General features: G+C 47.5%; 10 protein-coding genes. 6 read left to right on the top strand and 4 right to left on the bottom strand.

The window, feature by feature from the left end; all coding sequences use genetic code 11:
- Positions 1-70: 70 nt before the first annotated feature.
- Both DXA74_RS03580 and DXA74_RS03570 read right to left on the bottom strand, forming a co-directional pair.
- Positions 71-1,504: a LamG-like jellyroll fold domain-containing protein gene (locus DXA74_RS03580; protein ID WP_118525462.1), complete on the bottom strand. Its 1,434-nt coding sequence runs from the start codon at positions 1,502-1,504 to the stop codon at positions 71-73.
- Positions 1,505-2,346: 842 nt separating this feature from the next.
- A complete protein-coding gene (locus DXA74_RS03570; protein ID WP_118525460.1) occupies positions 2,347-4,083 on the bottom strand; it encodes a glycoside hydrolase family 10 protein in 1,737 nt (578 codons plus the stop codon).
- Between the two features lie 135 nt (positions 4,084-4,218).
- Between DXA74_RS03570 and DXA74_RS03565 the strand changes: the two genes are divergently transcribed.
- The 4 genes from DXA74_RS03565 to DXA74_RS03550 all read left to right on the top strand — a co-directional run bounded on the left by DXA74_RS03565 (position 4,219) and on the right by DXA74_RS03550 (position 8,606).
- Positions 4,219-5,658: a carbon starvation protein A gene (locus DXA74_RS03565; protein ID WP_118525459.1), complete on the top strand. Its 1,440-nt coding sequence runs from the start codon at positions 4,219-4,221 to the stop codon at positions 5,656-5,658.
- A complete protein-coding gene (locus tag DXA74_RS03560) occupies positions 5,655-5,912 on the top strand; it encodes a hypothetical protein (RefSeq protein WP_118525458.1) in 258 nt (85 codons plus the stop codon). Before DXA74_RS03565 ends, DXA74_RS03560 begins: the two co-directional genes overlap by 4 nt.
- 18 nt (positions 5,913-5,930) lie before the next feature.
- On the top strand, positions 5,931-6,407 hold the full coding sequence (locus DXA74_RS03555) for an outer membrane protein (RefSeq protein ID WP_118525457.1): 477 nt from the start codon (positions 5,931-5,933) through the stop codon (positions 6,405-6,407).
- A 213-nt stretch (positions 6,408-6,620) separates the two neighbouring features.
- Positions 6,621-8,606, top strand: a complete 1,986-nt coding sequence (locus DXA74_RS03550; RefSeq protein WP_118525456.1) for a glucosamine-6-phosphate deaminase — start codon at positions 6,621-6,623, stop codon at positions 8,604-8,606.
- Positions 8,607-8,711: 105 nt separating this feature from the next.
- Here DXA74_RS03550 and DXA74_RS03545 read toward each other — a convergent pair whose 3' ends face one another.
- Both DXA74_RS03545 and DXA74_RS03540 read right to left on the bottom strand, forming a co-directional pair.
- Entirely contained in the window at positions 8,712-9,395 is a 684-nt protein-coding gene (locus DXA74_RS03545; protein WP_147401023.1) for a radical SAM protein, read from the bottom strand.
- A gap of 34 nt (positions 9,396-9,429) precedes the next feature.
- Positions 9,430-10,095, bottom strand: a complete 666-nt coding sequence (locus DXA74_RS03540) for a queuosine precursor transporter (protein WP_158576011.1) — start codon at positions 10,093-10,095, stop codon at positions 9,430-9,432.
- Between the two features lie 279 nt (positions 10,096-10,374).
- Here DXA74_RS03540 and DXA74_RS03535 point away from each other — a divergent pair, with 279 nt between their 5' ends.
- Both DXA74_RS03535 and DXA74_RS03530 read left to right on the top strand, forming a co-directional pair.
- On the top strand, positions 10,375-11,985 hold the full coding sequence (locus DXA74_RS03535; protein ID WP_158576010.1) for a right-handed parallel beta-helix repeat-containing protein: 1,611 nt from the start codon (positions 10,375-10,377) through the stop codon (positions 11,983-11,985).
- Positions 11,986-12,060: 75 nt separating this feature from the next.
- On the top strand, positions 12,061-13,386 hold the full coding sequence (locus tag DXA74_RS03530) for an endo-alpha-N-acetylgalactosaminidase family protein (RefSeq protein WP_158576009.1): 1,326 nt from the start codon (positions 12,061-12,063) through the stop codon (positions 13,384-13,386).
- Positions 13,387-13,391: the final 5 nt, after the last annotated feature.

The raw sequence follows: 13,391 nt of genomic DNA, 5'->3' as shown, positions 1-13,391 counted from the left end.
TCCCCCATTACCGAATCCGGTAGTGGGGGAGATTTGCTAAGGTTTAGCTAGTCAGTGCTTGATATCTTTCTTATTCACCAGCCTGATACAATGCCTGAATCTCTTCGGCGCTTAACAGGCGAGTGTCGTAAACACGCAGGTTGTCAATTGTGAAGCTGGCAGCATCCAATGCCGGTTTTTCGCAGGCACCGCCGAGAACGAATTTGCTACCGATATCATTGGAAGTAGTTTCTGATATTATATCAATAGCCACACCATCAACATAAAGTCTGGCTTTATTTTCTGTATAATCACAAGTAATGGCAATATGATGCCACTGATTGTCATTTAATTCCGGAATGCTGAATGTGGGGAAACCTTCAAAGTATACGGGATTGTTATTGTTATGAGTTCCTGTTGCAAATTTTAATTCATAACCTTTCTTTGATAATGAAACCATTGTAGATGCATTTTTATCATACATGGAAAGAATGTGTCCATCCGTTATATCCTTGGTCCAGAAACAGATACTCCATTTTCGTGTTCCATTCAAGGATTTGGTTACAATCATTTTAGATGAATTATTAGCTTCTATTTTCAGAGCACTTCCCTGACCGTATACTCCAGAAGCATAAACCGGAGTACCAGAGAAGAATCCGTTAATCTTATTTTCGGTAATGTCATTCAGATTATTATCGAAGGTATAATAAGTGTACAAGCTCTGTGGCACAACGAATGAAGGAACTTCTGCTACATAATTAGGTTTGTCTTTTTCATAAAGTGCCGCAATTTCTTTCTTATTGATAGCACGAGAACTGTAGATTCTTAAATTGTCGATAGACATATTGGTGGCGTTTACAGAATGTTTCATTTCACCACCAAATGTTAATTTCACACCATCTGTATTATATGTGAAAGTTTTCTGGTCCTGATACTGATTGTCGATATAGAGATTTACTTTTCTTCTTTCATCAATAGAATCATAGGTTACTGTCAATAAGATATGATGCCATTGACTATCATTGATGAAAGAGGAATTGAAACTTGATAAGCCCCAGAAATATACGGAATTATTGTTATTCTGTCTTGAATCTGCAAATCGTAGTTTACCTTCATTAGCTGACAAAGACATAATTTGTTCTCCACTAGCTGTTTCTGCATGGAAGATACTTCCGTCATATAAATCTTTTCCCCAGAAAGAAATAGTCCAATCTTCTCCACCAATCAGTGCTTTGCTGATGTTCAGCTGAGAATTCTTTTCACGGTTGAATTTGATACCTTTTGTATCTTTCTTGGTTCCCTCCACGAAACTAACATCGTTGGAATTGGCTATGGTTACTCCGTTGGCAACAGAATTCTGAAAACTGCCTTCAAAAGCAAAGTCGGCATCCAAACCATAATTGAGGTCCACTTTCTCAGTACTACCTCCATCTTCTTCCTCAAAAAAATCCTTGATTTGTTCGCAAGAAGTCAGCATCATTGTTCCGGTGATGCATAAAGCTGTTAATAATAGGCTCTTTCTCATAATCGTAAGATTTTATAAAATTGTTATAATGATTTACTTTACAGATAAAATCCAATAAGACGTTTGGTGTAATTATCTTTTGTAATCTTTGTTGCTTGGGATAATTTAGTAATTGGGTTATTATTAAATAAGTTTAGGTCGACTAGTCTTATTTTTCGCAAAGATATAGAGAAAGATTTATATTGTAAATAAAAACAATATTGTTGTATTTTTGTAAAATTCTTGTTTTTTGAGTATCTGATTTCTTGATTTTCTTTAAAATGTTAAAGATTTGTTGGGGATATGAACGGGTTTCATTTTGATAGTAGAAAATGATTTTTACTTACATGTGCTTAGTTTGTTTGGAGGCATTCCGGATAATCTTTGCATAAATATTCACATCAATTCTGAATAATGAATGCATATATACTGTTTTTATACAGTTTTTTTCGAGTGGAAGGAAAAGGATTCGCATGGTGGGCAGCAAAAAGCACCACGGTGTTTTGCCAAAATCAACACCGTGAAGTGCAGAAACGTTCAGAATGTTTTTAAAAAGGCTTCAAAAGGGAGAGGAAAAACCGTCTTTTTTGTCTGTATGGGAGTTCTTAAAGAACAGAGAAAAACGGGATAATGCTTTGAATATCTTGATGATAATAAGAAATCTGACCTCTGAGATTCAGTTTTTTCCGGATAACCCGGAATACGGATACAAAAACGCAAATCTGAACCGACTGATTTTGACAGTTTGTCAGCAACTTACTTTTTGTTACATAAAAAATCCCCTGCTCCGGGCAAGGGAAACCTTGTTTTTTGGAGCAGGGGATAGATATGATGGGAAATATTTTTTGTAAGATTCGGCCTCATTAAGGTTTGATAAAGGAGCCCAGTGTGCGCGAAAAGCCTTTCTTTTCCAGCGTGCGTACCTGGTACACTCCCTTCTTCAGTCCGTCCGTGCGATATTGTTTCTGATAAGGCACCGTATGCAGCACTCTGCCCTGCATATCCTGAATCATGAAAAATTCCGCTTCGCTTTCGGGCAGTTTCAGAGTCATTCCGTCTTGATCCAGAATGACCTTTCCGTGTGTCTGTGGGGTAGTGCATACGGGAGCGGCCGAAGGATTCCGAAGAATGGCTGCCACACTTTCGTTGCCCGAGCGGTCGGTGGCGGTGATGGCAAAATGATAACCGTAGAGCCCCACGAACATCGGATTGAATTCGAATACCGTGTCGCGCATGGCGGTGCGGATCAGATTGTGTGCCTGCGTCACATCCACCGGAAACGTGCGTGAGGCGTAGATATTGTAGCGCACATCATGTCCGTTCACGGCATCATAGGAACGGTTCCACGACACGGAGGCATGATATTGCGACATGCTGATTTGCGGATTTCCCGGAGCAGACGGAGCTACGGAGTCGCAACTGTTGCACACCGGAGTCAGAGCCGGATACGGATAATAGAACGTCTTCAGGTAGTCATACAGTCCTTTCACGTTGTCCAGCAGGAAGTCGGCGCGGAAGTAGGCCTGTCCCGGAATCTGTTCCTTGCGGATGAACTGCAGTTCGCGTTCAATCACTTCCAGATCCCAGTTCTTTTCGCGTTCGCTCAGGAAGTAGATGCCCAGTCCCGGCACCACCGGTTTGCCGCCCGAATCTTCTTTCCAGTCGGCCGCAAAGGGGTAGAAGTGGTTGCCCTGAAAATACATCATCGGGAAGAGCATGTCGTGGATTCCTTCTTTCATCCATTTCTGGGCGTCCTGATACACGGCATCGTAGGCATTCCAGCCGTAAGACGAGAAGCGGGTCAGGTCACGATATTTGCCGATGGGCGAGCTGCTCACCTTGACCCACGGCTTGAGGTTTTTTATGGTGCGGTACATCCGTTCCACGCAGCGGGTGATGTTGTCGCGGCGCCAGATGGCCTTGTCCTTTCCCTTGCCATATTTGCGATAAGTGGCCTGGTCGGGAAAATTGCGTGCGTTCTCGGGATAGCGTATGTAGTCAAAGTGGATTCCGTCTACATCATAATTGCGGACAATCTCTTCGCACAGCGAACTCAGATAGTCGGCTGTGCCCGGCATGCCGGGGTCGAGATACCACGTGTCGTTGTGCTTCTTGCAGAGCGACGGGTGCTTTTTCAGCACGGATTTGCTGCCCATAGCCTTGGCGGCCGAGGTCTTGAAGCACGGGATGGTCACCATCCAGGCGTGCAGCTCCATGCCTCGTTCGTGGCAGGCTTCGATGGCAAAGGCCAGCGGGTCGTAGCCCGGATCGCGCCCTACGGTGCCGCTCATGCAGCCGTCCCACGGTTCGATGGCCGAGGGGTAGATCATGGTACCCCGCACACGGGTTTGCAGTAACACCGTGTTGATACGTATTTTTTTCAGGCTGTCCAGAATGTCGTACAGCTCCTGCTGCTGTTTCCGGCGCGATGCCTCGTCGGTAGCTTTGGTTTTCGGCCAGTCCAGACCGCTCAGTGTGGTGAGCCACACGGCGCGGCTCTCGCGTTTCGGAGCCTCTACAGGACCCACATAATCCGCAGCCAGCGCCGGGATGCCGCATAAGAATACCCAGAATAGACAGAATAGGGATTTCAATTTCATAGTTTCCAGTTCGTTTTATCAATAGCAACTACAAAGGTAAGATATTCTGGAAAGGTTGGAAAAGTTTTTTTTAATTCCACTCTCTAATAATCCTTAAATTTGTTACATTTGCAGGGAACAAATAAACAATTTATCATGACAACCTTTGTAATAGCGTTATGTGCCCTGGTTTTGGGCTATTTAATCTATGGCTCCTTTGTGGAGCGCGTGTTTGGAGCCGATCCCACGCGTAAGACTCCCTGTTATACGCACCAGGACGGAGTGGACTACATTCCGATGCCCACCTGGAAAGTCTATCTCATCCAGTTTCTGAATATTGCCGGTACCGGTCCCATCTTCGGTGCGATCATGGGCATTCTGTTCGGTCCCGCCGCCTATCTGTGGATTGTGCTGGGCTGTATTTTCGGCGGTGCGGTGCACGATTATTTCTCCGGCATGATTTCCATACGCAAGGCCGGCATGAGTCTACCCGAAATTGTGGGCGACGAACTGGGAGGCGGAGTGCGTCAGGTGATGCGCGCCTTTTCGCTGGTGCTGATGATTCTGGTGGGCACTGTCTTTGTGACCACACCCGCCGGACTGCTGGCTTCGATGACACCCACCTGGGGATTCTGGGGAAGCGCCACTTTCTGGAGTGTCGTGATTTTCATTTATTATATTCTGGCCACCCTGTTGCCGATTGACGCGCTCATTGGACGCATTTATCCGGTGTTTGGCGGCGCGCTGCTCATCATGGCGGTGGGTGTGCTCTACGGACTGTTTACCCACGACAACTGGATGCCCGAGATTACCGAGGCCTTTACCAACCATCATCCCAATGCCAACCTGCCCATCTTCCCGATGCTTTTCATCACGATAGCCTGCGGTGCCGTGAGCGGTTTCCATGCCACACAAAGTCCCATGATGGCCCGCTGCATCAAGAACGAGAAACTCGGTCGGCGTGTGTTCTACGGAGCGATGATTACCGAAGGCATCGTGGCCATGATCTGGGCGGCCGCTGCCATCAAGTATGCCGGTGGCTACGGACAGTTGCAGGCATTGCTCAACTCCGAAGGAAACTCCAACCCCGCGCTGATCGTGAATTTCATCTGCAACGACTGGATGGGTACGGTCGGTGCCGTGCTGGCTATCTTGGGAGTGGTGGCCGCTCCGGTCACTTCCGGCGATACCGCTTTCCGCTGTGCCCGCCTCATTGCATCCGATTTTCTGAAATTCCGACAAGACAGTCTGTGGCGCCGTCTGGTCATCTCTTTGCCGCTTTTTGTCATTGCCGCCGTTTTAATGAATATTAATTTTGATATATTGTGGCGTTATTTTGCGTGGTTTAATCAAACTTTGTCTATCTTTACTTTCTGGACAATCACAGTGTGGCTGGCGCGTCACCGGAAGAACTTCTACATCACGCTCTTCCCCGGTCTTTTCATGACAGCCGTGTGCACCTCTTACATACTGGTGGCCCCCGAGGGCTTCTCGCTCCCTTATTTCTGGAGCATTGCCGGAGGCTTGGTGGCATCGGTCGTGCTGCTGGTCCTGTTTGTCCGCTGGTATTACAATTTTAAAAAAGAATTAGCATGAGAAAGAACAAAATAAGAAAGTCCACCTGGATACCTTTGGCCTTTACCTTGTATTCCATCGTCATCTATGCCTATCTGTTGCCGCGCAGCACAGCCGGTACGGGAACGATTATCTTTGCCATTGTTCTGAATGCCCTGATTATTCTGGCTCTTTGGTGGCTCTACCGTAAAAAAGAAAAGATGGCTCTGGAGCGCGAACGCGAACTGATGGATCGCACGCGTAAAGGCGGGGACAAGACTCCTATTACTAATTAATTCCCAAAAAACTACCTTATGAAGAAACTACTTTTAAGTTTGATGTTTGTGCTGATGGCAGTAGGAGCCAAAGCGCAGTTTGAGAAGAACACCTGTTATTTTTCTACTTCTTTTTCAGGGTTGAACCTGTCTTATAGCAATAATGAGAAATTTACCTTCGGCATGGATCTGAACGGAGGTATCTTTGTGGAAGACGCCTGGATGCTCTATGGAAAACTGGGTTATGCGCATACACGCTATGAAGACAATGTGTCGCTGGGTGTAGGCGGCCGCTATTATATCAAGCAAAACGGCCTTTATCTGGGATTGGGCTTGCAGTATGAGCATGTGCTCAAGAATGTCAACAACCTGCAGCTGTGCCCGGAAATCGGCTACGCTTTCTTCCTGAATGAATTCATCACATTGGAGCCGGCCTTATATTACAACATGAGCCTGAACAATTTTGCCGACGGCAGCAAAGTAGGACTGAAACTGGGCCTTGGCTTCTACTTCTGATTCGAACAGATATAGCAGACAGATACGGTCCGTTTTTCTTTTTCAAGACATTGGAAAAGGGGCGGACCGTTGCTTTTTTGCAGGGAGTGTTTTTCTTTTGTAAAAAAGTGATATTTCTTTGTAATAATTACAAGAATGTATTATATTTGCTTCGTGGTTATGTCATTTCATATTGAACTACCTTATTAATAAACAGTAAAAACATAATGGTTTATGAGAACAAATTTAAGTTCACAGATTAAACTGAATCAGATTCCTACTCGTTATTACAAGCCGGAATCTGAATTGGAGCGTTCGGCTTTGACCAGAAACGAGCGCGTGCGTACAGATATTTTTGAGTCTGCCTCTGAGGGTGCCCAGGCTTTGGCACAAAAGGTAAGCAAAATCATACGGGAGAAAGAACAGCAGGGAAAGGATTGTGTCATCGGACTGGCCGGTGGTTCTTCCACTGCCGAGGTATATGCACAGCTGGTGCGCATGAACCGCGAAGAGGGTCTGAGCTTTGCCCATGTGATTTTCTTCATCGGTTATGAATATTATCCGCTGCCTTCGGCCGACGGAGCAAGCAACTACCGTTTTATTCAGGATGCTTTCCTGAGCAAGATCGAGTACAAGAAATGCTATGCGCTCAACGGAACCGTGCCGCAGCAGGAAGTATCGGCCGAATGCCGTGCCTTTGAACAAGCGGTGCAGGACTGTGGCGGTTTGGACATCATGTTGCTCGGAATCGGTCAGGGCGGTAATGTACTGCTCAATGAGGCCGGCTCACAGCCATCATCCAAGACCCGCTTGATGCTGTTGGGCAACAACTCCCGTCAGGAGGCCGTAAAGGTATTCGGCAGCAAGGAGCATGTGCCGGTTTGTGCCTTGACTATGGGTATCGCCACCATTCTGGCTGCCCGCCATGTATTCCTGATGGCTTGGGGCGAGGAAAAGGCCGATGTGGTGCGTCGTGCGGTAGAAGAGAAGATGTCAGAATCAGTTCCGGCTTCTTTCCTGCAGATGAACAGTGAGGCCCGCGTTTATCTGGACCTGACTTCTGCGGCTAAGCTGACCCGCATCCAGCGTCCTTGGCTGGTTACTTCCTGCGAGTGGAACAACAAGCTGATCCGAAGTGCTATCGTGTGGTTGTGCGGCGTGACCGGCAAACCGATTCTGAAGCTCACCAATAAGGATTATAACGAGAACGGTCTGAGCGAGTTGCTGGCGCTCTACGGTTCGGCTTATGATGTGAATATCCGTGTGTTCAACGATTTGCAGCATACCATCACCGGCTGGCCGGGTGGAAAACCTAATGAAGACGACACTTACCGTCCGGAGCGTGCCAACCCATATCCGAAGCGCGTGGTGATTTTCTCTCCGCATCCTGATGACGACGTTATCTCAATGGGTGGAACCTTGCAGCGTCTGGTGCGTCAGAACCACGAGGTGCATGTGGCTTATCAGACTTCCGGAAACATTGCCGTGGGCGATGAAGAGGTAATGCGCTTCCTGCACTTCATCAACGGCTTCAACCAGCTGTTCAACGACAGCAAGGATGAGGTGATCCGTGAGAAGTATGCCGAGATTAAGAAATTCCTGAACGAAAAGCAGTCGGGCGACTTTGATACCCGCGATATCCTGACCATCAAAGGTCTGATCCGTCGTGGCGAGGCTCGCCTGGCAAGCACTTACAGCGGTATTCCGTTGAACCGTGTGCACTTCCTCGACTTGCCGTTCTATGAAACCGGAAAAATCCAGAAGAACCCGATTAGCGAGGCAGATATCGAAATCGTGTTGAAACTGTTGCGCGAGGTGAAGCCGCATCAGATTTTCGTTGCCGGTGACCTGGCCGATCCGCACGGAACACACCGTGTATGTACCGATGCCGTATTTGCTGCCATCGACATTGAGAAAGAGAATGGTGCCGAGTGGCTGAAGGATTGCCGCATCTGGATGTATCGCGGTGCCTGGGCCGAGTGGGAGATTGAAAACATCGAGATGGTGGTGCCGATCAGTCCGGAAGAGCTGCGCTCTAAGCGTAATGCGATTTTGCGTCATGCTTCACAGATGGAGAGTGCACCGTTCCTGGGTAACGACGAGCGTCTGTTCTGGCAGCGTTCTGAGGACCGTAACCACGGAACAGCCGAACTGTATCAGGCTTTAGGCTTGGCTTCTTACGAGGCTATGGAGGCCTTTGTGGAATATATTCCTCTTTAATTGATTTGTTTTTTGATTATAATAATGCCCTCAAAACAGTCCGACAAACTGTTTTGAGGGCTTTTTTTGAAGCGTCTGTTTTTGGGGAACTCGACTTTTCAATATTTAACCGACACCTAAATCCGTATTTTCCATCAGGATTTCAATCTTGGGTTCGTGGCAAAGGGTGGGATACACTTCCCGGGCAAACCAGCGGACCAGTTCTTCATCCCGCTTTACGGAGGTGGAGTTGTTGCAGAATATGTTGATGCTGAAATACTCAAACAGGCGGCGTGCCGTGGCAATGTCTTGCAGAATGTCTTCGCGCGTCTGGCCTTGGGTGCAGCACAGCAGACAGATTCCCTGAAAGTACCGGGCTATTTCTTCCGGAGTGGTCTGAGGGGGTATACCCTTGTTCCAGCTGGAACGCAAGGCCGGATTGAAACTCTCCACACCGCAGCGGAATTTCACTTCGCAGTGCGGAAAGCGGGCGGCAAGCTCTTGCAACCGTTTCCGATACATGTAATGCGCTTCGAACCACAGGGTGTGTATCTTTTTCCGGCTGACAATTTCGGTAATCAGCTCCAGCGTCTGTTCATCGAGTTCCGGAGCGGAGCCGGAGTTGATGACGTCCAGCACACCGTGGCAGCCCGTAACCTGATTCAGGACTGTTCGGTTCAGCGGGAAAGGATCATCACTGCGGTCTTCGTGATAGTCGCAGAAGGTGCATTTGCCCCAACGGCAGCCTGTGCCCTGAAGCAGTACAAATTCACGGGGCATGTGGGTGTCTATTCTTGCATATCGGTTCATGATGCGAATGGATTTAATGGATTAATGGGAAACTTTACCGGTTGTATCTCCGGATGAGATGCACGGTGGCATAGGCCATCGGGGTACCGAAAACGGATTCGATCAGCAGTTTGGAGGCATATTGCAGGGCCATCATCAGCAGGAGTTCTCGTGTGGTGACCGTTCCGAGAAAGGCGATGAGCACAAAAGGCAGGGTGTCGAACACATAGCCTATGGCCGAGCTGCCGATGGTGCGGACCCACATGTGGCGCCCTTTCATCCGGATTTTTATCTTTTCCATAATCCAGGCGTTCGACAGTTCGCCCAAAAGAAAACCTACCAGCGAAGCCACCACAATGCGGGGCACATAGGTGAACACCTCGTTGTAGGCTGAGGCCGTTGCTGCCAGATGTGCGGGAGAAGGGAGCCAGATGCCGATTTGTGTGCAGACCACCAGTACGATGTTGCACAGGAAAGTAATCCAGATAATCTTTTTGGAGATACGGAATCCCCATAACTCGGTAATGACATCGCCCAGCATATAGGCAAAGGGGAAAGTCACCGTTCCGGCATCAAAATAAAAAAGATTGAAAAGACCGATAACCTTGACGGCCATGATGTTCGAAATGAGATACAGTGCCACGAAGAGAGCCGTAGCAACCAGCAGCGAAGTGTTTTCGCGCTCTCGGTTTTTGAAAGGGTTTTCCGATACCTTGTCCATAAAAAGAATTATTTTTAAAACGGCTGCAAAGTTACGCATTTTCCTTGGAATAATTTCGGTTTGCCGATTGTTTAACAAACATCAAGTTTTCTAGGATTTGCTTGCAGATATTGGAGTTTTTTGCGAATTTTGCACCGAAAAACCTTCCCGCAGGGAAATCGAATATTATGATAACCGTATTTACTAATTTCATTGACTGTTATGTTCAAGAAAACCTTATTTCTATTTTTTTCCTTTTCGAGCGTTTGTAACCTTTTTGCCGCAGAAAAGATTATCGAAGTGAGTCCGGTAGACGGAAGTGATAACCAGGTGTTGGTTCAGGCCATTAAAGAGGCGGCCGAATGTCAGGGAAAGCCGGTGACTATTAAACTGAAGCCCGGAGTATATGACTTTTCCCGTTCCGAGGCTTCAAAAAGCCTGTATTATGTGTCCAACACCACCTCGGAGTCTGAAGATGCTGATCCGGTAAAACATATTGCCGTGTTGCTGAAAGATTTGAAGAATGTTACTCTGGACGGTTGCGGTTCAACTCTTTTGATGACCGGTGAAATGACTTCTCTGGTAGTGGATCATTGTCGCAACATGGTGCTCAAGAACTTTAATATTGATCATGAAAACCCCACACAGCCCGAATGCACGGTGAAGGAAGTGGGAGAGGATTATCTTGTTGTTGAGGTGCATCCCAGTTCCCGTTATCAGATTGTGGACGGAAAACTGGCGTGGTTTGGTGACGGATGGTCTTTCCAGCGGGGTATAGCCCAGTCTTACGACCCGGTGAAAGATATTACCTGGCGCTCCTGGAGTCCGATGGATGGCTTGAAGAAAGCGGTGGAAATCAAACCACATTTGCTTTATCTGCAATATGACAGAAAACCGGAAGCACAGCCCGGATACGTTTTTCAGATGCGCGATGGAATCCGTGATGAGGTTTGCGGTTTCATAAACCGTTCGGAAAATGTCCGTCTGGAGAATGTGAATTTTCATTATCTGGGCAATTTCAGTGTGGTCTGTCAGTATAGCGAGGACCTGACGTTCCATCACAATACTTTCATGCCGAAGCCCGGTTCCGGAAGAACCAACGCCGGTTTTGCCGATTTCCTCCATGTGTCGGGATGCAAGGGAAAGGTGAGCGTCACCGACTGTATCTTTGCTGGGGCTCATGACGATCCGATCAATGTGCATGGCACACATCTGAAAGTGATGGAATATGTGGATGGAAAAACTCTGAAGATCCGCTTTATGCATCCGCAGACTTACGGCTTCGAGGCTTTTTTCAAGGGCGACGAGGTGGAATTGGTCAATGCGGAAACATTGCGTGCCGTGTGGAGCGGTAAGATTGCTTCAGCCCGTATGGCTAATCCTCGCGAAATGATTGTCACCTTGAATAAGAGTGTTCCCGAAGCGGTTCGCAGTCTGTCGAATGTGGTCATGGAGAATATTACCTGGACTCCTGAGGTACTGATCTCCGGAAACCGCTTTTCACGGGTACCGACCCGTGGCATTCTGTTGTCTACACGACGCAAGTCGGTGATTGAAAACAATGTGTTCTATGGCATGCAGATGAGCGCCATTCTTGTGGCCGATGATGCGATGAGTTGGTATGAATCCGGTCCGGTTCACGATCTGGTGATTCGTCGGAACACCTTCCTGCAATGTGGCGGTCCGGTAATCTGCATCGCACCGGAGTATCAGAAGTATGACGGGCCTGTTCACCGCAATATCCGGATTGAGGATAATGTCTTTGAGTCGGATAATCCCAACGTGCCGGCCATTTATGCGAGAGGTGTTGACGGACTGACTGTGCGTAATAACTCTTTTGAAAAAATGCAAGGTCAGGGCAATAAGGTTCAGATCTCTGATTCGCAAAATGTTGACTGTGACTACCATTAATATATTCTGATAGCTAGGATGGAGATAAATAATATGAAAAGCAAGAGAATCTGTTTCTTGATATTTTGCCTTTGCATGATTGGTTCCTTAGGAGCTTTCAATCATGACTATTCTCAGACGTGGGTCACCAAGATGTTCTTGTCGAAGCCCGATCCGAAAGGCGGTTGTCAGGTAAATATGACCTTTGAACAGGCTTTGGAGGCCATAAAGGTTACTGACAATTTATCTTTGGGAATTCCGAAGATTGTCTATCTGGTGGGATGGCAGTATAATGGGCATGATGACAAATACCCGGCTTTCTTTGATGCCAATCCTTTGTTGAAGCGTTCGGCCGACCGCACCGCGCTGGAGAGTCTGCGCTGGCTGATCCGGGAAGCGCGCAAGTATCACACCATCGTGAGTCTGCACATTAACATGACCGATGCCTATGACGACAGTCCGCTCTGGAATGAATATGTGGCAAAGGACCTGATTTCGAAGAATGCCGACGGCTCGTTGATGGTCATCGGAGAGTATAACAACCGTAAGGCCTATCAGATAAATTATCAGAGAGAATGGGAGGCCGGTTATACCCAAAAGAGAATAGATTCTTTGTTGTCTTTGGTTCCGGAGTTGAAGGAAGCCGGTACGATTCATAGCGATGCCTGGATAGCACGTCCCAGCGCCGGGCATCATGAAACGGAGATTTGCGAGGCCATGTATCAGCAAAAGGCGGCTTTGTACTGGAAGTCGAAAGGAATAGATATAACCAGTGAGTGGGTTATGGACTATATGATAGGATATGTTCCCTATGCGTGGCACTTTAATGGTTTCACGCAGGCGGATTACCTGAAATATCCGGCCCATGTTTATACCGGAACGGGACTGAATCCGGATATTAAAACAAGCGACCATGCGTTGGGATTCCTCTTTGGAACCTCCTGCTATGGGGAGCCGATCTGGCAGGGAGCCGACTATAAAGGATGGGAAAAAGCTTTGGTAAAGGATTTCATGCTGAAGGTACCCCAATATTTCTTTCTGAACCGTTTGGATCGGGATTCTGTTTCCGGAAGCGGAAACGACCGCATTGCCTGGTATTCGGATGGCGTTTTCGTTTCCCTGAAGGACAGTGTAGTCCGTCAGTACGACCGGGTTTTGCGAAGAAAGAACACGGTGTTTATGCCGGCCGTATGGAGAAGCGACCGGGGTATGGTAGCCTATTCCGAGGCAGGTGGAGAAGAAATTGCGGATGTCCCATTTCATTGGGGCAACACAAGCAAGGCCAAGATTTACCGCATCACTTCCGACGGACTGGTCTATGAAAAGGAAGTTACGGTACGGAAAGGCTGCTTGAAAATCAAGATGGATCAGGAAACTCCTTATTATATAGTTCCTGAAACCGGAATAACAAAAGGACGATAAGAACG

The organism is Bacteroides sp. OF04-15BH (assembly GCF_003477995.1).
GTDB lineage: Bacteria > Bacteroidota > Bacteroidia > Bacteroidales > Bacteroidaceae > Paraprevotella.
The sequence above is the reverse complement of the archived record's forward strand: the minus strand, read 5'-3'. Positions and strand labels throughout refer to the sequence as shown.

Coding starts and splice junctions, on each gene's coding strand:
- DXA74_RS03580 (WP_118525462.1), bottom strand. CDS start 1,504: ATGAGAAAGAGCCTATTATTAACAGCTTTATGCATCACCGGAACAATG.
- DXA74_RS03570 (WP_118525460.1), bottom strand. CDS start 4,083: ATGAAATTGAAATCCCTATTCTGTCTATTCTGGGTATTCTTATGCGGC.
- DXA74_RS03565 (WP_118525459.1), top strand. CDS start 4,219: ATGACAACCTTTGTAATAGCGTTATGTGCCCTGGTTTTGGGCTATTTA.
- DXA74_RS03560 (WP_118525458.1), top strand. CDS start 5,655: ATGAGAAAGAACAAAATAAGAAAGTCCACCTGGATACCTTTGGCCTTT.
- DXA74_RS03555 (WP_118525457.1), top strand. CDS start 5,931: ATGAAGAAACTACTTTTAAGTTTGATGTTTGTGCTGATGGCAGTAGGA.
- DXA74_RS03550 (WP_118525456.1), top strand. CDS start 6,621: ATGAGAACAAATTTAAGTTCACAGATTAAACTGAATCAGATTCCTACT.
- DXA74_RS03545 (WP_147401023.1), bottom strand. CDS start 9,395: ATGAACCGATATGCAAGAATAGACACCCACATGCCCCGTGAATTTGTA.
- DXA74_RS03540 (WP_158576011.1), bottom strand. CDS start 10,095: ATGGACAAGGTATCGGAAAACCCTTTCAAAAACCGAGAGCGCGAAAAC.
- DXA74_RS03530 (WP_158576009.1), top strand. CDS start 12,061: ATGATTGGTTCCTTAGGAGCTTTCAATCATGACTATTCTCAGACGTGG.